Here is a 20,160-nt window from a genome sequence, read left to right on the forward strand (position 1 = left end):
TCCGGCATGAAGGGCTGATCCCCGTGCACCTCCCGTCCCCTCCCGTGTACCTCCTCCACCAGCGCGGCCCGCTGCACGACCTGCCCGACACCCCGCAGGCGTACGACGCCGTCCTCGCCGACGTCAGCGAGCAGGCGCTGCGCCGCCTGACCCCGCAGGGCAGCCTGGAGCACCCCGACTGTGTCGACGACATCGGCGACACCTCGCTCGGCATCACCTCCCTGCTGGCCCTGGCCTGGCGGCGCACCGAGGACCCGCGGCTGCCGGAGGCGGTACGCCGCAGCCTCGCCTTCCACCTGCGCGAGCGGGTCTACCGGGACGACAACCCGGGCTACCCGAACCTTCGGGTGCGCGAATCCGGACTCCCCTACGCGCGCTACACCCTGGCACCCGGCGCGCACCCCGTCGGCGACTGGCCGAGCACGGTCTGGGCGCTGCTCCAGGCCGTGAACGTCCTCGACCTGGCCGACGGCCCGGTGCCGGACGACCAGCGCGCCGAACTCCTCGACGTGGCACGCGGCTACTGGAGCTGGCTGACCGAGGCGACCTTCTTCAACCCCCAGGAGGCCGGCAACCAGGCGATCGGCTGCGTGGTCGGCGGCCTGATGCTGGCCCGCCACCTCCCGCCGGAGGAGGGCGAGCCGGTCCGCGCCCGGGCCCTCGCGCTGTACCGCGACGAGATCCGCGCCCACCGGGTCCGCGACCGGGGCGCCCTGCTGCCCCCCGAGCACGGCGGCGCCTACGACAACAACTACGGCCCGATCTCCCTCTCCTTCCTCGCCCAGGCCCACCGGATCAGCGGCGAGGAGGTCTTCGCCGAGGACGGGGAGGCGCTCGCCCGCTACCTCGACGCCCGGCTCACCGTCGGCGGCTTCGACAACGGCGGCCCCCGCTACAGCGAGCAGCACTCCGCCTTCGAGTCCGTACTGGGCCTGCGCTACTTCGGCGCCCGGATCGGCGCCGACCTGGGCCGCTACCGGGGCGACAGCCGCTGGGCCCGGCACGCCGTCAAGGCGGACGGCGGCGTCGACGGCCACTTCGCGTGGATGCTGGTCTGGCAGATCCAGGACGCCACCCGCTGGCACCGCGAGCCGTCCACCGGCTCCGCACGGCACCAGCTGCGCTCCGGCACGGTCTCGGTGGCCTTCGACGACCGGATGACCCCGGCGGTCGTCGAGGCGGCCGGGACCTACTACCTGCCCGCCGCCGTCGACCGCCAGCACGGCTTCGGCCCCGTCACCGACGGCTTCCTGCTGTGCCGGCCGATGGGCGAGGTCCGGGTCCGCGACGCCCGGGCCGGGGGCCTGACGGCCAAGCTGGTCACCAAGCCGGTCGTCGGCCGCGACCACGTCCTGCGCAGCGTGCGCTCCCTGTACGTCACCGACGGCACCGTCCTGTGGACGACGGTCGCCGTGGAGCGCCTCGACGGCACGCCGTACCTGCTGGCCGGCCTGCCGTACGCCGAGGACGACGGCGACCGGGTCCGGCGCACCGCGCACGGCGCCGTCTCCTCGCCGGGCGGCCTGCGCCTCACGCACCCCGAGGCCGAGGGCGCCGAGCACTTCGACGCGCGCGCCGGACTCACCCAGCAGGAGGCCGCCTTCGCGCTCGCCGCCGATCCGCGCGGCTACGGCAACCCCGACGAGGGCTGGCGCCACCTGGTCAGCTCGACGGCCCTGGAGGCGGGACCGCTCCCGGACGCGCCGGACGACCTGCACGTGTTCGCGGTGTGCCACGGCACCGAGGAGCCGCTGAGCGTCGCGGTCGAGTGGGCCGCGGAGGGCCTGACCGTGCGGACGGACGCCTTCACCGCCGTCCTCGGCCCGGACGACGAGCACGCCGAGCCGACGCTGACGCTGCGCGCCGCCGTCAGGGGCTGAGCGTCATCCGAGGGGTGCCGCGCACCGCGTACGCGGGCAGCCGGGCGTCGTGCAGGAACGCGGGGGACAGGGACAGTCCGAACCGCCGCTCCACGACGCCGAGGCTGCGCCGGTAGCCCGTGCGGTGGTCCTCGTCCTCCGGCGGGAGGAAGGTGTTCCCGTCACGGGACAGGATGCCCGCGGCGATCAGGTCGGGCAGCAGCAGATCCGGCTCCGCGCCCCACCGCCACACTTCCTCGCGCAGCCCGTAGCCGGTGACGAACACGCCGTCGCGCGCGTAGTGGACGTCGGCGGGCGGGTGCTCCTGGGGCGGCACGTACCGCACGACCTCCACGCCGCCGCGCGACATCTCCGCCAGCAGGTCCCCGCCGGTCGAGTCCCCGTACTCCAGGGCGAACGACCATTCCCCGGAGCTGCCGACCCGGACCACGCCGTCCCCGTCCTCGGCCGGCCGCCACTGCGTGATCCCGAGCCGCCACACCTCGGCGTCGGTGATCGGCTCGGTGGCCCCGCCCGGGTCGGCGCCCATGCGGCGGGCCAGCTCCTCGGGGGAGATCCCGCGCGCGAACACGACGCTGGACATCCAGCCGTCCAGATCCACCAGCCACACGATTCCGTCGGTCATGGGCTCGAAGCTAACCCGCGGCACCGACAACGCCCCCGGACGGCCGGGGCGGCACGGGCAGCGGCACGACCAGATCGGCGCGGTCCCTCGTCGTCGCCACCAGTTCGGCGTTGCGCTCGTCACTGCGCCGCACCCACTCCACCGCCTCCTCGTGGCCCTTGCCGAACCGCTCGTGCCGGGCGATCAGCCGGCGGACGCGCTCGTCCTCGTCGGACTCGCAGAACCACACCTCGTCCAGCGCGTCCCGGACCCGCGCCCACGCCCCCGTGCCGAGCAGGAGGTAGTTGCCCTCCGTGACGACCAGGCGGGCCGTCGGCGGAACCGGCACGGCCCCCGCGAGCGGCTGCTCCAGCTCCCGCTCGAAGCCCGGCGCGTACACCGGGTCCGCGCCGTCCGTCTCCTCCCGCAGCCGCCGCAGCAGGGCCGCGTACCCCGCCGCGTCGAAGGTGTCGGGCGCACCCTTGCGGTGCCGTCGGCCGAGGCGGTCGAGTTCGACGTCGGCGAGATGGAAGCCGTCCATCGGCACGTGCGCGACCCAGGGGTCCCCGGCGCCGTTCAGCTCGCGCACCAGGCCCTCGGCGAGCGTCGTCTTGCCCGCGCCCGGACTGCCCGCGATCCCGAGGAGTACGCGCCGGCCGCCGTCCCCGGCGAGAACACGGGCCCGGACCAGCAGATCGTCGAAAGTGAGCACACAGCAGAGTGTCGCAGTCTCTGGAAGGAGACCCCACGGAGATCCGCGACGAAAGGAGGCCGACCGTGTCCGACGACGAGCGGCAGATCCGCACCCTGATCACCCGCTGGGCCGACGCCGTCCACCGGGGCGACCTCGACACCGTCCTCGACCAGCACGCCGAGGACCTGGTGATGTACGACGTGCCCGCGCCCCACGAGGGAATCCGGGGCCTCGCCGCCTACCGCGCGACCTGGCCGCCCTTCTTCGTCTGGCAGGCGCAGGGCGCCCGCTTCGACATCGACACCCTCGACGTCACCGCGGGTCACGACGTCGCCTACGCCCACGCGCTGCTGCGCTGCGGCACGCCCGAGGAGCTCGCCGAGTGTCCGAGCCTGCGGCTGCGGCTCACCTTCGGGCTGCGCAAGGAGCACGGCCGCTGGCTCATCGCCCACGAACACCACTCCTTCCCGCACGACTGACCGCGTGTGGCGCGCGACACACCCGCGAGAGACCCCGGTGAGAGACCCGATGTGGGGGAACGAGGGCCCTATGACGTCGACGCTCGGTCTCCCCGCAACGATCCAGGCCTGTCTCTTCGACCTCGACGGGGTCGTCACCCGAACGGCCGTGGTGCACGCGGCCGCCTGGAAGGAGACCTTCGACGCGTTCCTGTACGCGCGCGGGGACGACGACTTCCGCCCGTTCGACGAGACCCACGACTACGGCGAGTACGTCGACGGCCGCCCCCGCGCCGACGGCGTCCGCACCTTCCTCGCCTCCCGGGGCATCGAACTGCCCGAGGGCGAACCGGGTGACCCGCCCGACGCGCGGACCGTCCACGGGCTGGGCAACCGCAAGAACGAACTGCTCCTGGAGAAGATCCGCACCCAGGGCGTCGAGCCGTACGACGGCACCCTGCGCTACATCGCGGCGGCCCGCGCGCGCGGCCTGCGGACGGCGATCGTCTCCTCCAGCGCCAACACCCGCGACGTGCTGCGTTCGATCGACGCCGAGGACCTCTTCGAGGTGCGGATCGACGGCGTCGTGGCGGCCGAGCGGGATCTGCCGGGCAAGCCGCGCCCCGACACGTTCCTGGCCGCCGCCCGCGATCTCGGCGTCGAGCCGTCGCGGGCGGCCGTCTTCGAGGACGCGCTGGCCGGGATGGACGCGGGCCGCGCCGGGAACTTCGGGTACGTCGTCGGTGTCGACCGGGTCGGGCAGACCGACGCGCTCTACACGCACGGCGCGGACATCGTGGTGAAGGACCTCGCGGACCTCGCCGACCTCGCGGGTGGCGTCGAGGGCGACCGGGGGGAGCGGCAGTGATCACGGACCGGTCCTACACGGTCGAGCCCTGGTGCGTACGCGAGACGCGGCTCGACCTCGACGTCCTGGCCCAGAGCGAGTCCGTCTTCGCACTCTCCAACGGGCACGTCGGCTGGCGCGGCAATCTGGACGAGGGCGAGCCGCACGGGCTGCCCGGCGCCTACCTCAACGGTGTGCACGAACTTCACCCGCTGCCCTACGCCGAGGCGGGCTACGGCTACCCGGAGTCCGGGCAGACCGTCATCAACGTCACCAACGGCAAGATCCTTCGGCTGCTGGTCGACGACGAGCCGTTCGACCTGCGCTACGGGCGGCTCGTCACCCACGAGCGGGTGCTCGACCTGCGCCGGGGCGTCCTCGAACGGACCTGTGAGTGGACCTCGCCCGCCGGGTCCACGGTCCGGGTGCGCTCGACCCGGCTGGTCTCGCTCACCCAGCGGGCCGTGGCCGCCGTCGCCTACGAGGTGGAGGCCGTCGGCAGCAGCTCCCGGGTGGTGATCCAGTCCGAGCTGGTCACCAACGAGAGCCTGCCCGACCCGAACGGCGACCCGCGTGCGGCCCGGGCCCTGAAGTCACCGCTGGAGCCGGAGGAGGACGTGGCCGTCGGCCGTCGGCTGCGGCTCGTCCACCGCACCAAGCGCAGCGGGCTGCGGGTGGCGGTCGCCGCCGACCACGAGGTCACCGGCCCCGAGCGGACCACCGTCGACAGCGAGAGCAACGTCGACGTCGCCCGGCTGACCGTCACCTCCGTGCTGGAGCCCGGCGAGACGCTGCGGGTGGAGAAGCTCGTCGCGCACGGCTGGTCGGGCGCCCGCTCCCGGCCCGCGATGAGCGACCAGGTCGAGGCGGCCCTCGCGGCGGCCGGGCACAGCGGCTGGGCGGGTCTGCTGGAGGACCAGCGCGCCTACCTCGACGACTTCTGGTCTCGCGCGGACGTCGAGGTCGACGGTGACGAGGAGATCCAGCAGGCCGTCCGCTTCGCGCTCTTCCACGTGCTCCAGGCCGGTGCCCGCGCCGAGCAACGCGCCATCCCCGCCAAGGGGCTGACCGGGTCCGGCTACGACGGCCACGCCTTCTGGGACACCGAGACCTTCGTGCTGCCCCTGCTCACCTACACCGCGCCCGGCGCCGTCGCCGAGGCCCTGCGCTGGCGGCAGAACACCCTGCCCGCCGCCCGCGAACGGGCCGTCCAACTCGGCCTGCGCGGCGCCGCGTTCCCCTGGCGGACGATCGAGGGTTCGGAAGGGTCGGCGTACTGGCCGGCCGGAACCGCCGCCTTCCATGTCAACGCCGACATCGCCGACGCCGTGGTCCGCTACGTCACCGCGACCGGGGACCGGGACTTCGAAGCGGCCACCGGTGTCGAACTGCTGGTGGAGACCGCCCGGCTGTGGCGCTCGCTCGGCCACCACGACGCGCACGGCACCTTCCACATCGACGGCGTCACCGGGCCCGACGAGTACAGCGCGGTCGCCGACGACAACACCTACACCAACCTCATGGCCCGGGCGAACCTCCTCGCCGCCGCCGACGTCGTCGCACGGCACCCGGGCGAGGCAGCCCGGCTCGGCGTGGACGCGGAGGAGAGCGCGGCCTGGCGCGACGCGGCCGAAGCGGTGCACCTGCCCTACAACCACGAACTCGGCGTGCACGAACAGCACGCGGGCTTCACCCGCTACCAGCAGTGGGACTTCGCCGGCACCCGGCCCGACCAGTACCCCCTGCTGCTCAACTTCCCGTACTTCGACCTCTATCGCAAACAGGTCGTCAAGCAGGCCGACCTGGTGCTGGCGATGTACACCTGCGCCGACCACTTCGACGAGGAGCAGATCGCCCGCAACTTCGCCTACTACGAGCCCCTGACCGTCCGCGACTCCTCCCTCTCGGCGTGCAGCCAGGCGGTGATCGCCGCCCAGTCGGGCCATCTGGAGCTGGCCTACGACTACACGACCGAGGCCGCGCTGATGGACCTGGCCGACCTGGAGCACAACACGCGCGACGGGCTGCACATCGCGTCCCTGGCGGGCACCTGGATGGCCCTGGTCGCCGGGTTCGGCGGGCTGCGCGGTGACCGCGAGGGCCTGCGGTTCGCGCCCCGGCTGCCGGAGCGGTTCAGCCGTCTCGCCTTCAGCGTCCAACTCCTCGGCCGCCGCCTGCGGGTGGAGATAGGCCCGGACAAGGCCACGTACACCCTGCTGTCCGGCTCGCCCCTGACGATCCAGCACCACGGCGCCCCCGTGCTGGTGAACGGCGACGGACCCGTGGTGCGCGCCCTGCCGCCCGTGCCGGACCGGCCGACACCCCGGCAGCCCCCGCATCGCGGGCCGAACACCCGCTGAGCCGCCGGCCCGGTGTCCGGCGGTGTGTTTCCCGGCCGCCGGGTGCTGGTAGGTAGGGGAGGAGTCGGAGGCGGCGAGGGGGAACGGCATGGCGCAGAGTGGGCACGAGGGACGGCTCGCGGACGAGTTCTTCACGGCGGGCGGCTCGTCGTTCGGCGAGTTCCTGGCGGCGCACCGTCCCGAACTGCTGCCGACGCGTGGCCCGTTCGCCGACGGTGTGCGGGGCGGGGCGGACGGCTTCCCGCACGGTACGACGGTGCTGGCCCTCGTCTACCGCGACGGTGTGCTCATCGCCGGCGACCGCCGGGCCACGATGGGCAACCTCATCGCGCAGCGCGACCTGGAGAAGGTGCACCCGGCCGACGAGCACACCGCCGTCGCCTTCGCCGGCACCGTCGGCCTCGCCGTGGACATGGTGAAGCTGTACCAGGTCGAGCTCGCGCACTTCGAGAAGGTCGAGGGCATCCCCATGACCCTCGGCGCGAAGGCCCGCAGACTGGCCACGATGATCCGGCAGAACCTCGGCCAGGCCATGCAGGGCCTCGCCGTCGTCCCCCTCCTCGCGGGCTACGACACGGCCGCCGCCCCGGGGGCCGGGGGCCGCATCTTCAGCTTCGACGTGGCGGGCGGCCTCTACGAGAAGACGCCCTTCCACGCCGAGGGCTCCGGATCCCCCTACGCCCGCGGGGCGTTGAAGAAGCTGTACCGCGCCGGTATGTCCCGGCGCGAGGCGGCGCTGGCCGCGCTCCAGGCGCTGTTCGACGCGGCCGACGACGACTCCGCGACCGGCGGCCCCGACATCGGCCGTCGGATCTTCCCGATCGTCTCGGTCATCACCGAGGAGGGCTTCGAGCGGCTGTCCGCGGCGGAGACGGAGCGGCTCAGCCACGAGATGGTCGAACAGCGCCGGGACAGGCCGGACGGCCCCCACGCCACCGAACCACCCGCGTCGTAGCCGTAGCCGTAGCCTGCCGTCGGGGGTGTCGACGCCGAGTCGACGAGATCTGGGACCGGCCGCTCCGGGGCCGTGCGGCGGGGGAGGGGCGGGCTCAGGCGCGTACGCCGTGTTCCTTGCGGCGTCTGGTGATCTGCTGGACCGGGTCGCCGGTGTACGACCAGGGAGTGCGGGTCGCCCGGTGGCCGAGGATCCGCAGCAGGGGCGCCGCCACCTCCGCGGCCCCCGCCCAGCACGCGGCGTGCGCGAGGTAGTTGACGTCACGCAGCTCGCCCGGGGCGACGGCGTCCTCCTTGCGGCCGGTGATCCAGCGCTCCCAGGTGCGGCGCACGTCGCCGACGGCGCCGTCGTTGGTCCAGTGCTGGCCGAGGCCCACCGCGCCGGAGCGCTCGTGCGAGGTGTCGAGGGCGTGGCGGAACTCCTCCACGCGCGCGTACTGCACCAGCACCGGCAGCGGACAGCCGGGCGGGGCCGAGCCGGCCGCGTCACGGGCGAAGTCGTACATCAGCCCGTGCGAGCCGTGCCAGCGGGCGGAGTAGTAGTGCAGCACCTGGAGGTGGCCCTCCATGCTGTACGGATCCCGCTGGTACAACTCGTCCCACCAGCGGGCCAGTTCCTGTCGCCGTACCCCGGCCGGATAGAGGCGGGCGACCGAGATCAGCGAGGTCCAGGGTGTCGGGTCGTCCGGGCAGGCCTCGGCGGCGGCCAGACACGCCAGCACCGCGCCGTCTGTCCGGCTCTGGTCGATCGGCACGCCGCGGCCCGCGGCGATCGCCAGGTTGAACGCCCGGGCGGTCTCCGTGGCCGCCCGCAGCACCAGCGCGTCGGCACTGTGCGGTTCGGCGGCCAGCCAGGTCTCCACGGTCGAACTGCCCGCGCAGGCCTGCGCCAGCAGCCGGACCCGGTGGCCGCGGGCGAGCCGGTCGGGGCCGGTGGCGCGCAGCAGGTCCCGCGGGCCCTGCCAGCGGCCGATGACGATGTCGTGCCGGGTGGCGGAGAGGGGAGCGTCCCCGCAGTCGGGGTCGAAGTCGGGAGCGAAACGGTCGCGAGCCATCAGGTCCCCTCTCAGAAGTCGGTGGAGAGGCCCTCGTGGCCGCCGGAGCGCGTGGTCGGGCGCCCCTCGGGCACGTAGTCGGCCTCGACGGTGCGTGCGGCGTCCAGCCGTGCGGGCCGGTAGTAGTCGCTGCCCTTCCGCCAGTACCAGAGCATCGGCACCAGTCCCGCGGCGAGCCCGCCGATGCCGATCGCGACCGCCGCGGGGGCCAGCTCACCGAGCGACTCCACGAAGATCCAGAACATGAACACGGCGCCGAACAGCGGCCACAGACCGCCGAGGACGAAGTCGGAGGGGGACCTCAGCAGCGTCCTGCGGTACGCGACGACCGCCGCCAGGCCCGCGAGACCGTAGTAGACGGCGATCTGGAGGCCGATCGCCGAGATGGCGTCGGCGAGGATGTCGCCCACCGAGCCCAGGGCGTTGGAGGCCACGAACAGCACCAGCGCCACCACGCCCACCACCACGACGGCCACCCAGGGCGTGTTCCAGGTGCGGTGCACCCGGCCCAGCGCGGACGGCATCGTACGGTCGCGGCCCATCGCGAACAGCGAGCGCGTGACCTGGATCAGGGTCGTCTCCAGGGTGGCCACGGTGGACAGCAGCACGGCCACGACCAGCATCTTGCCGCCCCAGCCGGGCCACACCTCCTCGCCGAGCGCCGCCAGCACGTTCGCGCCCTCGTCCTGGACGCGCCGCGAGCCGAGGACGACGTTCACCGCGATGGTGAAGACCTCGAAGAGGAGGAAGACGATGCCGACCCCGATCAGCCCCGCCAGGCCCGTCGTACGGCGGCTGTCGCGCGTCTCCTCACTGAGGTTGCTGCTCACGTCCCAGCCCCAGTAGTAGAACGCGGCGACCAGCGCGCCCGACGCGAAGCCGGACACCCCGTCGAAATGGCCGAACCCGAGCCAGGACCGGTCGAAGGACAGCGCGTTGTCCGTGTGGAAGACGGCGAGCACCGCGAACAGGGCCAGGATCGCCAGCTCCACACCGGACATGACGAGCTGTGCGCGCACGGTGAGCCGGGCCCCGCCCAGCACCACCGCCAGCATCACCAGGAACCAGGCGGCGCCGACGACCGTCGACAGCACCGTGCTGTCGGCGAGGCCCTCGTCGAACAGGGCGAGCGTCATCGACCCGGCCGGCAGGGAGCCCGCCACCATGAAGATGGTCGCCGAGATCACCAGCGCCCAGCCGCTGAGGAAGCCGAGGAAGGGGTGCAGCGTGCGTCCCACCCAGGAGTAGCTCGCCCCCGCGTTGACGTCGATCCGGCTGAGCCGGCTGAAGGCCAGCGCGATGCCCAGCATCGGTATCGCGCAGTACAGCAGCGCCGCCGGCCCGGCCAGACCCACGGCGCCGGTCAGGACGGCCGTGGTGGCGGCGATGGAGTAGGCCGGCGCGCTGCCGGCGACCGCCATCACCACCGTGTCGAAGGTGCCCAGTACGTTCGCCTGGAGGCCTCTTCCGGTGCGGTTGCTCATGGTCGCGCTGCTTTCCGTCGTGCGCGCCGCCCGGGCGGGGACGACCCGGCGGCGTAGGGGGGTGAGGGGTGAGGCGCCGCCGCGTGTCGCGAGGGGGTGACCTCGGGGCGTCGGCGGGGCGGGGCGCGGAGGGGACCGTCCCAGCACTGTGTTCACGGGCGGTCACACCGAGTGTGCGAGTGACTATAGCCCCACCGATTGAGCTTTCAAGATTGACGGACGGGTAAGTTCCGCTCCCGCTCGTGCGGGTGGCATGTGCCGCGATTGGAGCGGCCCGCACGGGAAACGCGGACGGGGAGAACGACAGCCCCCGAAGGCGAAGGAGCAACCCATGGGTACGGAGTCCGGGGCGAGGGGCGACGACGTCTACCAGCCCACCGGGACGAACGAGGAGCAGCAGGACGCCGCCCCGCTCGACCTCCAGGACGCCGTCGGCGAACGCACCTACGACGACGCCCTCGACGAGGGCTGGTCCCCGCCCGAGAAGCCGCTCGGCGTGACCAGGTACGGCACCACCGCGGCCGAACAGCACGACGGCGAAAGCCTCGACCAGCGCCTCGCCCAGGAGGTCCCGGACGTCGCGGAACCGGCCGGTGACGGCGTCGGCGACCTGCCCGGCGGCGAGGGCGAACCCGTCGACGCCGAGGTCGGTGACCGGCGCGCGGGCCGGCTCGTCGCCCCCGACGAGGGCGCCCACCCCGAGGCCACCAAGGAGGAGATCGCCCGGGACGTGGGCATCGACGGCGGAGCGGCGGGCGCCGAGGAGGCCGCCGTCCACATCGTGGAGGAATGAGCGGCCCGGCGCGCGCCCGTCGGCCGGTCGCGCGCCTGCCGGCCGCCCGCCCGCCCGTCAGTCACCGATGCGGTCCAACTGCCGTAGCCGGTTGGTGGCGTCGAGAGCGGCGACCTTGTACGACTCCGCCAGCGTCGGGTAGTTGAATACCGCGTCGACCAGGTAGTCGACGGTCCCGCCGCAGCCCATCACCGACTGCCCGATGTGGATCAGCTCGGTCGCCCCGGTGCCGAAGCAGTGCACCCCGAGCAGTTTCCGGTCCCCGGGCGAGACCAGCAGTTTCAGCATGCCGTGGGCGTCACCGATGATCTGCCCGCGGGCCAGTTCGCGGTAGCGGGCTATGCCGACCTCGAACGGCACGCTGTCCTCGGTGAGTTGGTCCTCCGTCCGGCCCACGAAGCTGATCTCCGGGATCGTGTAGATGCCGATCGGCTGGAGATGGTGCATCTGCCCGACGGGCTCTCCGCACGCGTGGTAGGCGGCCGCCCGGCCCTGCTCCATCGCCGTGGCCGCGAGCGCCGGGAAACCGATCACGTCCCCCACCGCGTAGATGTGCGGGACCGGCGTGCGGTAGTGCTCGTCGACCTCGATCCGGCCGCGCCGGTCCGCCGCCAGCCCGGCCTTGTCCAGATCCAGTTCGTCGGTCAGGCCCTGCCGCCCGGCCGAGTACATCACCGCGTCGGCCGGGATCTTCTTGCCGCTCTCCAGCACGGTCAGCGCACCCCGCGCGTGCCGTTCCACGGCCGCGACGGTCTCCCCGAAACGGAACGTCACCGCCAGGTCCCGCAGGTGGTACTTGAGCGACTCGATGACCTCGACGTCGCACATGTCGAGCATCCCGGCCCGCTTCTCCACCACCGTGACCCTGCTGCCGAGCGCGGCGAACATGGACGCGTACTCCATGCCGATCACACCCGCCCCGACGATCACCATGGACTGCGGGACGCGCTCGATCGTCAGGACGTTGTCGGAGTCGAGGATGGTCCGCCCGTCGAACTCCACACTGTCCGGCCGGGCCGGCCGCGTCCCGGTGGCGATCACGACGTGCTCGGCGCTGATCAGCCGCTCGTTCCCGGTGATCTCCCGCAGACAGACGGTGTGGTCGTCGACGAACCGGCCGGTGCCGGCGAACAGGGCGACGTGGTTGCGGGACAGCTGACTGCGGATGACATCGATCTCCCGCCCGACCACGTGCTCGGTACGGGCGGTCAGATCGGCGACGGTGATGTTCTCCTTGAGGCGGTAGCTCTGTCCGTACAGGTCCCGTTGGGTGAGACCGGTGAGGTAGAGCACCGCCTCGCGCAGGGTCTTGGAGGGAATGGTGCCGGTGTGGAGGGAGACCCCGCCGACCATGTCGGGGCGGTCGACGACGGCGACCCGGCGGCCCAGTTTGGCCGCGGCGATGGCGGCCTTCTGGCCGCCGGGACCTGATCCGAGGACGAGCATGTCGAAGTCGGGCATCCTCGGGAGTCTGGCAGCCGCGGGGCCCGCCGCGAAAGGGTGAGCCCCGATTGCCCCGAATGACTAGGGCAGCAGCTTCTCGATCGCGGTGGGTCCCTCCTCGGCGAGCTTGCGCCTGGCCCACTCGAGATTGCGCGGGGTGAGGTCCCGGCCGGTGACGAGGACCATGTCCTCGGGCGACACCTCGGTGCCGGTACGCGTGTGGAGCAGGTTGTCCGGGGTGGCGCGGTCCGGGGAGGGCTGGGCGGCGCCGGGTTCTGACGTCGGCATGATGTCTGCTCCTCGCGTCCGAAGGGAGGCTTCGGCCCGGTGCGGTCATCGGGTCCACTAACACCATTCATCCTGGAGCCGCAGCCTGCAATCCCGATCAGCTCCGGCCCGAGATGCCGGGAAGATCCACCCGGCGTCTAATGGCCCCATGGCTCCCACCACCGCCGGGAAACCGCACCGCGGGGGACTGCGCAGGCTCGGTGCCTGGTGCGCCCGTCACTTCCTGATCGTCATCGTCGCCTGGGTCGTGGCCGTCGTGGCCCTCCAGGCGGTCAACCGCTCCGTCGGCGGGACCTACGAGGACAACTTCCAGCTGCCGGGCGTGCAGTCCACGGACGGCCTGGACGTGCTCAAGGCGCACGACCCGCAGGCCGGCGGCTACAGCAGCCAGATCGTCCTGCACGACGACCAGCCCGTGACCACGCTGAGCTCCCAGCTGTCCACCGCCGTCGGCGACCTCCAGAAGCTCCCCCACGTGCTCACGGCCGTGAACCCGCTCTCCGTGACCTCGTCGAAGGTCGGCCCGGTCTCCGGCGACGGAAAGACCGCGTACGTCACCGTCCGCTTCGACGTACAGCCCTCCACCCTCGGCGACGACTACCTGGACGGCGTCGACAAGGCCGTCCAGCCGCTGCGGGCGGCCGGTGCCGACGTCGAGTACGGCGGATCGCTCGGCGAACTGGCCCGCCCCGCCCCGAACGACCGGATCAGCGAGCTCATCGGCTTCGCGGTCGCCATCGTCGTCCTGCTCGTCGGCTTCGGCAGTGTCATCGCGGCCGGACTGCCCCTGGTCACCGCCCTGATCAGCGTGGTCGGAGGGCTCGCCTGCCTCGGGCTGCTGGCCGCCGCCTTCACCTTCGCGACCGTCTCGCCGACCCTCGCCACCATGATCGGACTGGGCGTCGGCATCGACTACGCCCTCTTCCTCACCACCCGGCACCGGCAGAACCTCATGGACGGCGCCGACCCCGCCGAGGCCGCCGGACACGCCAACGCCACCAGCGGGCGGGCCGTGCTGGTGTCCGGCACCACCGTGATCATCGCGCTGGCCGGCCTGTACGCGTCCGGGGTGTCCTTCATCGGCAAACTCGGACTCGCCGCCGCCGTCACCGTCGTCACCGCCGTCATCGGCGCCCTCACCCTCGTGCCCGCCCTCCTCGGGCTCATCGGCAGACGCATCGACCGCTACCACGTCCGGAAACCGGTCGCCGAGACCGACGCCGAACCGGGCGCCACCCCGCACGGCACCTGGCACCGCTACGCCAGACGCGTCGAACGCAGGCCCTGGGAGTACCTGGGCGCCGGAGTCGCCGTCATCGCGATCCTCGCCATCCCGGTCTTCTCCATCCAGCTCGGCCACATCGGCGACGGCGCCGACCCGACCTCGTTCACCGACCGGCGGGCCTACGACCTGATGACCGACGCCTTCGGGCCCGGCTCCAACGGTCCCCTCACCGTCGTCATCGACCAGAGCGACGTCCCGTCCGACAAACGCTCCGACCTCTCCGCCCAGGCGCAGAAGACACTGGGCGCGGTGCCCGGCGCGGCCACGGTCACCCCCCTGACCCCCACCAGCGACGGCGACGTGCTGCTCGCGACCGTCTACTCCCAGCAGGCCCCGCAGGACGCGAGCACCACCGCCCTGACCAACCGGCTCGTCGACGACACCCTCCCCGACGCGGTCTCCGGGTACGACGCCAAGGGCTATGTCACCGGCACCACGGCCGCCCAGGTCGACTTCCGCGACATCGTCGCCAGCCGGCTGCCCCTGATCATCGGCGTGGTCGTCCTGCTCGCCTTCCTGATCATCCTCGCGGTGTTCCGCGGCCTCCTCGTCGCGGTCAAGGCCGCCGTCCTCAACGTCCTGTCGATCACCGCCTCGTACGGCGTGGTCGTCGCCGTCTTCCAATGGGGCTGGGGCGGGCCCGCGCTGGGCGTCCACGGCGACGTGCCCATCGAGAGCTATGTGCCGATGATGATGTTCGCGATCATCTTCGGCCTCAGCATGGACTACGAGATCTTCCTGCTGTCCCGGGTGCACGAGGCATGGATGCGCACCGGCGACGCCAAGGACTCGGTCGCCCACGCCCTGGAGATCACCGCCCGGGTCATCACCTGCGCGGCCCTGATCATGGTGAGCGTGTTCTCGGCGTTCATCATCAGCGACAACATCGTCGTCAAGATGCTGGGCCTCGGCCTCGCCGTCAGCGTGCTCATCGACGCCACCGTGGTACGGCTGCTCATGGTGCCCGCCGTCATGACCCTGCTGGGGGCGCGCGCCTGGTGGACCCCGCACTGGCTGGACCGGATCCTGCCGCACATCGACGCCGAGGGCGACGCGGAGACCCTCAGCGGTCCGCCGGACCCACCGGCGCGAGAGCGAGCATCGTGACGTCGTCTCGGACGGCGGGACAGTGCCGCCGGACGTCCCGCCACACCCGCTCGGTCGTCGTCGCGGGGTCGGCGCCGGCGGCGAGCGCGGGCAGCCGGTCGAGCAGGGGGTAGAAGACTCCGGCGGCGTCCCTGGCCTCCGAGACGCCGTCGGAGGCCAGGAAGAGACGGTCGCCGGGGAGCAGCCGCACCACCCGGGCCGTGAGCGGGGCGCCCTCCGGGAGACCCAGCCCCAGGGGAGTCCACGGGACGACGTCCAGCTCGGTGGCGGTGTCCCCGCGCAGCAGCACCGGCGGGGGATGCCCGCAGACGACCACGCGCACGGCGTCCGCGTCCGGCGTGAACTCCAGCAGGACCGCCGTCGCGAACAGCTCGGCGTGCGTGACCCGCGCCGAGTCCACGGTCAGCCGCCGGTCGAGGCGGGCGGCCACCCGCGCCAGGTCGGGCTGGTCCAGCACCGCCTCCCGGAACGCCCCCAGGAGCGAGGCCACCGTCGCCACCGCCGCCAGCCCGTGCCCCTGGACGTCGCCCAGCACCGCCCGCACCCCGTAGGCGCTCGTGCGGACGTCGAAGAAGTCACCGCCGACCAGCGTCCCGCGCTGCGCCGCCCGGTACAGACCCGCGCAGCGCACCGCACCCACCCGCTCCGGGACCGGCGGCACGACGGCGTTCTGCGCGGCCTCGGCGATCGTGCGCTCGGTGTCCAGCTGGGCGTCCCTCCGACGCCGGACGAACGCCACGAACACGCTCAGCACCGCGACGAAGGACACCGTCAGCACATCGGTCCGGCCCGGCCGGTCGAGCTGGAGCGCCGGCAGGTCGAGCATCACGACCACGACCGCGCCGAGCAGCGCGGTCGCCGCAGGACCGTACGACAGCACCGCCAGCGGCGGGATCGCGCCCAGCATGAACCCGATGTCCAGCGGCTCGGGGCTGGCCAGCGTGGCGGCGCACACGCCCGCGACCAGGAGGAGCGGCAGCGCCCGCACCCAGCGCGGCGGCGGCGCGCCCCGCAGCCAGCTCCGCCGTTCCCCGTCGAGTTGTCGTCCCACATCCCCACGCTCCACCGTGGCCGAGGCGGGCGCACGCCGAAAAACCGGTGGACGCGATCAAGGAGCACCCCCTAGCGTGTGAGCGCACGCCCGGACACCCACGGAAGGAGGCGAGCGCCATGCGAACCGCAGACATCCCGCGCTCCCGCTCCGTGACCCCGGCGTGCCGCGTCTGACCCCCGTCCGACGCCCCCGGGAGCGCACCACGCCGTACGCGACCCGGAGGAATCCGTGACCGATCTGGTCATCCGCGCTCTCGACGAGAGCGACGTCCATCTGTTCGACACCCTGCCCGACCCGCTGCGCGCCGCCGACGCCTTCGGCAGGATCGATTACCGGCCCGACTGGAAGCGGGTCGCCCTGCGGGACGGCCGGGTCGTCGCCCGCGCCGTCTGGTGGGGCGGGCCCGAGGACGGCGAACCGCTCGTCGTGGAGTGGTTCGACTTCGCCGACGGCGAGGAGGAGGCCGCGGCCGAACTCCTGCGCACCGCTCCGTGGCAGGTCGGCCTGGAACTCGTCATGCCGGGCGGCTGGCGCGAGGACCCCGTCATGCGGGCCGCCTCCGAGGCCCGGCACGCCGCCGCGCGCGCGGCCGGCCACACCCCGCTGGTGGAACGCTTCGTGTACCGGTGGACCCCGGAGTGCGGGCTGCCCGACCGTCCCGGCCGCCTGCGTTTCGCCCCGGAACCGGACGACGCGGTGTTCTTCGACGCCCTGCGCCGCATCCACTCCGACACCCTCGACGCCCACGCCCGCAAGGCCATCGCGGCGGGCGGCCTCGACCAGGCCGCCCAGGAGGAGATCGACTTCTTCCGCTGGTGCCCCTCCCCGCGCGAGTGGTGGCAGGTCGCCCGCACCCCGGCAGGAGAACTGGCCGGGATCCACATCCCGGCCCACAACCCCTCGGGGCCCTGCGTCGGCTTCATCGGCGTGCTGCCCGAGCATCGCGGTCACGGCTTCGCCTACGACCTGCTCGCCGAGTGCACCCACTATCTCGTCGAGCGGGGCGCCGAGTTCATCGCCGCCGCCACCGACCAGGGGAACCTCCCGATGGCGGCGCACTTCGCGAAGGCCGGCTATCCGATCGTGCGGGAGCGGGTGAACTTCGAGGTGCGCTGACGGCCCGGCGGAGCCCGTGGGACACCACCCGCCAGGTCGTGTCCCGCGGGCTCCGCTGTCGGTGGGTCAGCGTGCGCCGCCCGCCAGCAGTGCCTCGGCGTCGGCCAGGATCCGCGTGACGCGCAGGCCGAACGCGGCGTCGCAGGCGTGCGGTCGGCCGTCCCGGGCCGACGCGAGCAGCGCGTCGGCGGCCCGGGTGAGGGCGTCGGCGGCGTCGCCGCCCTCGTGGGGGAGCCGGGTCACCCCGGCCGTCCCGCGCAGTTCCACGCCCGCGCCCGTCGCCGCCGGCGGGGCGGTCAGGCTGAGCGTCAGGGTGCTGGAGGCGCCGTCCACATGGTCCAGGACCACATGGACGGTGTCGCGGGGACCGCGGGCCGCGGCCGACACCCGGCGGACGTCGCCGAGGACCGGCAGCAGCACGGACAGCGCGTGCGGACCGACGTCCCACAGCGCGCCCTTCTCACCGCGCCAGGGCGTGGCGAAGGGGTGGTCGCCCGTCCCGTGGAACACATCGCCCAGCCACTGCGCGTGTCCCGTGAACCATCCCCCGGCCTGCGCCTGTTCGGCGATCCAGGCACCGGCCTCGGGCAGGAAACGGGTGGTGAAGAAGACGACCGAGGCGACCCCGGTCTCCTCGACGGCCCGGACCACGGCCCGCGCTCCCGCAACCGTCGCGGCGACGGGCTTGTCGAGCAGGAGATGACAGCCGGCCGCGGCGGCCCGCACCGCGAGCGGCGCCTGGACGTCCGGGGGAAGCGCGACGGCCACCGCGTCCACCTCCGTGAGGAGGGTGTCCACCTCGTCGTAGGCCCGTGTCCCGTGCCGGTCGGCGAGTTCCTTCGCCGCCTCCGGGCGCCGGCCCCAGACGCCGACGAAGTCGAGCGCGCCGTGCGCTTCCAGGACGGGGGCGTGGACCATCCGCGCCCAGGGGCCGGTGCCGAGCAGACCGATACGCATACCGCTGACTCTCCCTGATGCCGACCGACGTGACGCCATGACCGAGGGGTGGGGGGGATGACGTCCTCACTCCGCCCGCGAGCCTCGCACACCGGCGCCTTCCGGGACACCCCGGTGGGTGCCCGCGGGGCCGGTCAGGCCGCCCGGGCCTCCGCCGAGCCGGAGTCGTCCGCCATCGGGCCGGCGGCGGGGGTACCCCGGACCAGGCGGAGATGGCGCCGGCGCCCGGCATGGCGCCGCTTGGCCGGGACCGGCGTGAGCAGGCGGTCCTCGACCCGGTCCATGACCGCCATCAGCACGGACAGCAGGGGCAGCAACAGCACGGCGACCCAGAGCACGGTTCTCTCCTCGGCAGACGACGCCATGCCGGGTGCTCCGGATCGCGCCGATGATGCCTGCCGGGCACGGGTCAGGTTTCCGGCGGCGCGGCGAAACCGGTCAGCAGGGCGTCCGCCCGGTCCAGACCGCTCTCGGCGGAGATCTCCCGCACCGTCTGCGCGGACCGGACGGTGGCGAAGGTGACCCGCCCGGCCTCGAGCCGGTAGCCGTACACGGCGGGCCTGGGCAGGCTGTTGTACGACCAGTGCGCCGAGAAGTAGTACCCGCCGGTGTCGTGCAGGACCACCAGGTCGCCCTCGGCGAGCGCGGGCAGCGGCCGGTCGTGCGCCACGACGTCTCCGGCGAAGCAGAGCGGCCCGGCGACGTCCTGCCGGACGAGGGGCGTCCGTTTGGGCGTGCCGTCCGGGCCGTACGCGGACACCCGCAGCGGCCAGGCGTCCGGCATGAAGACCGTGCGGGTGGCGATGTGCCCGCCCGCGTGGGTGAGCGCGACCCGGCGTCCACCGGCGTCCTTCACGTACTCGACGAGAGCCGCCGTGAAGCCGTTCTTCGCGATCAGGGAGCGGCCGAACTCGGTGACCACCTGGTAGCCGCCGTCCAGCAGCGCCGGTTCGGCGGCGTCGAGCGCGGCCACGTACTGCGCGTAGGTCGGCGTGACCGTGTCGTCGGCGAAGTTCACCGGCAGCCCGCCGCCCAGGTCGAGGCTGGTGACCTGGCGGCGGCCGACGGACGCGTTGATCTCCTCGGCGAGCCGGTGGATCGCCGCGAGGCCCTCCGCGATCAGCGGAAGGGGGCAGCCCTGCGAACCCACGTGCGCGTGCAGCCGGGTCAGCCACGGCCGCCGCGCGAAGGCCTCGACGACGCGGGTGCGGGCCCCCGGATCACGCAGGGCCACCCCGAACTTGGAGTGCGCGGTCGCCGTGCTCATCGCGCCGATCGACCCGCCCCCCACCTGCGGATTGACCCGCACCCCGAGCACCGAGGCGCAGCCCGGCGGGCGCAGGGCGTCGATCCGTTCCAGCTCGTCGAGGTTGTCCGCGTTGAGCGCGACGCCCAGGGCGAGGGCCTCCCGGATCTCGCTGCGGGTCTTCGCCGGGGAGTCCAGCACGATGCGCGCCGGGGCGAACCCCGCGTCCAGCGCCAGTCGCAGCTCGCCGCGGCTCGCCACCTCGCAGCCCATGCCGGTCTCGGCGAGCAGCCTCAGCACGGGCACCAGGGCACAGGCCTTGGCGGCGAAGGTGTGCAGGACCTCCGGCACCCGCGCGAACGCCGCGTGCAGGCCGGCGACACTGTCGCGCACCCCCCGCACGTCGACGAACCCGGCCAGCGGGCGGTCCTCGCCGAGCAGCCCGTCCGCGACGGCCTGCCGGACGGCGAGGGCCACGGGGGAGTCGTCGGCTCGCGGGTCGGTCGGTGCGTCGGTCGCTGCGTCGGTCGGTGCG

The 20,160-nt window shown here is 73.3% G+C and carries 18 protein-coding genes; 8 read left to right on the plus strand and 10 right to left on the minus strand.

Going from position 1 to position 20,160, the window contains the following annotated elements:
• Window positions 1-44 precede the first annotated feature (44 nt).
• Window positions 45-1,880 carry a hypothetical protein gene (locus tag AOQ37_RS10205; RefSeq protein ID WP_062643424.1) on the plus strand — a complete coding sequence of 612 codons (1,836 nt, stop codon included), beginning with the start codon at window positions 45-47 and terminating at the stop codon, window positions 1,878-1,880.
• Here AOQ37_RS10205 and AOQ37_RS10210 read toward each other — a convergent pair.
• Both AOQ37_RS10210 and AOQ37_RS10215 read right to left on the minus strand, forming a co-directional pair.
• Window positions 1,870-2,505 carry a DUF6461 domain-containing protein gene (locus AOQ37_RS10210; RefSeq protein ID WP_062643426.1) on the minus strand — a complete coding sequence of 212 codons (636 nt, stop codon included), beginning with the start codon at window positions 2,503-2,505 and terminating at the stop codon, window positions 1,870-1,872. The genes AOQ37_RS10205 and AOQ37_RS10210 overlap by 11 nt on opposite strands.
• 10 nt (window positions 2,506-2,515) lie before the next feature.
• Window positions 2,516-3,196: a nucleoside/nucleotide kinase family protein gene (locus AOQ37_RS10215; protein ID WP_062643428.1), complete on the minus strand. Its 681-nt coding sequence runs from the start codon at window positions 3,194-3,196 to the stop codon at window positions 2,516-2,518.
• Between the two features lie 65 nt (window positions 3,197-3,261).
• Here AOQ37_RS10215 and AOQ37_RS10220 point away from each other — a divergent pair, with 65 nt between their 5' ends.
• The 4 genes from AOQ37_RS10220 to prcB all read left to right on the plus strand — a co-directional run bounded on the left by AOQ37_RS10220 (window position 3,262) and on the right by prcB (window position 7,798).
• On the plus strand, window positions 3,262-3,657 hold the full coding sequence (locus tag AOQ37_RS10220) for a YybH family protein (RefSeq protein ID WP_062643429.1): 396 nt from the start codon (window positions 3,262-3,264) through the stop codon (window positions 3,655-3,657).
• A 70-nt stretch (window positions 3,658-3,727) separates the two neighbouring features.
• The gene (locus AOQ37_RS10225; protein ID WP_062643431.1) at window positions 3,728-4,504 is read left to right on the plus strand and encodes a beta-phosphoglucomutase family hydrolase; all 777 of its coding nucleotides are present in this window, start codon (window positions 3,728-3,730) and stop codon (window positions 4,502-4,504) included.
• Window positions 4,501-6,843 (plus strand): glycoside hydrolase family 65 protein, encoded by a 2,343-nt coding sequence (locus AOQ37_RS10230; RefSeq protein ID WP_062643433.1) that lies wholly within the window; start codon window positions 4,501-4,503, stop codon window positions 6,841-6,843. Before AOQ37_RS10225 ends, AOQ37_RS10230 begins: the two co-directional genes overlap by 4 nt.
• A gap of 88 nt (window positions 6,844-6,931) precedes the next feature.
• Window positions 6,932-7,798: a proteasome subunit beta gene (gene prcB / locus AOQ37_RS10235; RefSeq protein ID WP_062643435.1), complete on the plus strand. Its 867-nt coding sequence runs from the start codon at window positions 6,932-6,934 to the stop codon at window positions 7,796-7,798.
• A 94-nt stretch (window positions 7,799-7,892) separates the two neighbouring features.
• Here prcB and AOQ37_RS10240 read toward each other — a convergent pair whose 3' ends face one another.
• Window positions 7,893-8,852 (minus strand): hypothetical protein, encoded by a 960-nt coding sequence (locus AOQ37_RS10240; protein WP_062643437.1) that lies wholly within the window; start codon window positions 8,850-8,852, stop codon window positions 7,893-7,895.
• Window positions 8,853-8,863: 11 nt separating this feature from the next.
• Window positions 8,864-10,336 carry an APC family permease gene (locus AOQ37_RS10245; protein ID WP_062643439.1) on the minus strand — a complete coding sequence of 491 codons (1,473 nt, stop codon included), beginning with the start codon at window positions 10,334-10,336 and terminating at the stop codon, window positions 8,864-8,866.
• Between the two features lie 331 nt (window positions 10,337-10,667).
• Between AOQ37_RS10245 and AOQ37_RS10250 the strand changes: the two genes are divergently transcribed.
• On the plus strand, window positions 10,668-11,129 hold the full coding sequence (locus tag AOQ37_RS10250; RefSeq protein ID WP_062643441.1) for a DUF5709 domain-containing protein: 462 nt from the start codon (window positions 10,668-10,670) through the stop codon (window positions 11,127-11,129).
• 57 nt (window positions 11,130-11,186) lie between these two features.
• On the opposite strand, the gene sthA is transcribed toward AOQ37_RS10250, so the two are convergent.
• The gene (gene sthA / locus AOQ37_RS10255) at window positions 11,187-12,590 is read right to left on the minus strand and encodes a Si-specific NAD(P)(+) transhydrogenase (protein ID WP_062643443.1); all 1,404 of its coding nucleotides are present in this window, start codon (window positions 12,588-12,590) and stop codon (window positions 11,187-11,189) included.
• 63 nt (window positions 12,591-12,653) lie between these two features.
• Window positions 12,654-12,860: a hypothetical protein gene (locus tag AOQ37_RS10260; protein ID WP_062643445.1), complete on the minus strand. Its 207-nt coding sequence runs from the start codon at window positions 12,858-12,860 to the stop codon at window positions 12,654-12,656.
• A gap of 148 nt (window positions 12,861-13,008) precedes the next feature.
• On the opposite strand from AOQ37_RS10260, the gene AOQ37_RS10265 reads away from it, so the two are divergent.
• Window positions 13,009-15,252 carry an MMPL family transporter gene (locus AOQ37_RS10265; protein WP_062643447.1) on the plus strand — a complete coding sequence of 748 codons (2,244 nt, stop codon included), beginning with the start codon at window positions 13,009-13,011 and terminating at the stop codon, window positions 15,250-15,252.
• Here the strand turns inward: AOQ37_RS10265 and AOQ37_RS10270 are convergent.
• Window positions 15,209-16,303: a PP2C family protein-serine/threonine phosphatase gene (locus tag AOQ37_RS10270; protein WP_062643449.1), complete on the minus strand. Its 1,095-nt coding sequence runs from the start codon at window positions 16,301-16,303 to the stop codon at window positions 15,209-15,211. The two genes, AOQ37_RS10265 and AOQ37_RS10270, sit on opposite strands and share 44 nt — an antisense overlap.
• 231 nt (window positions 16,304-16,534) lie before the next feature.
• Here AOQ37_RS10270 and AOQ37_RS10275 point away from each other — a divergent pair, with 231 nt between their 5' ends.
• A complete protein-coding gene (locus AOQ37_RS10275) occupies window positions 16,535-17,422 on the plus strand; it encodes a GNAT family N-acetyltransferase (protein ID WP_062643451.1) in 888 nt (295 codons plus the stop codon).
• 66 nt (window positions 17,423-17,488) lie between these two features.
• On the opposite strand, the gene AOQ37_RS10280 is transcribed toward AOQ37_RS10275, so the two are convergent.
• The 3 genes from AOQ37_RS10280 to AOQ37_RS10290 form a co-directional block, all read right to left on the minus strand.
• Window positions 17,489-18,379, minus strand: a complete 891-nt coding sequence (locus AOQ37_RS10280; RefSeq protein ID WP_062643453.1) for a Gfo/Idh/MocA family protein — start codon at window positions 18,377-18,379, stop codon at window positions 17,489-17,491.
• Between the two features lie 134 nt (window positions 18,380-18,513).
• Window positions 18,514-18,717 (minus strand): hypothetical protein, encoded by a 204-nt coding sequence (locus AOQ37_RS10285; RefSeq protein WP_062643455.1) that lies wholly within the window; start codon window positions 18,715-18,717, stop codon window positions 18,514-18,516.
• Between the two features lie 71 nt (window positions 18,718-18,788).
• A complete protein-coding gene (locus AOQ37_RS10290; protein ID WP_062643629.1) occupies window positions 18,789-20,102 on the minus strand; it encodes a type III PLP-dependent enzyme domain-containing protein in 1,314 nt (437 codons plus the stop codon).
• Window positions 20,103-20,160 lie beyond the last annotated feature (58 nt).

This window comes from Streptomyces maremycinicus, from assembly GCF_001184025.1.
GTDB classification, from domain to species: domain Bacteria; phylum Actinomycetota; class Actinomycetes; order Streptomycetales; family Streptomycetaceae; genus Streptomyces; species Streptomyces maremycinicus.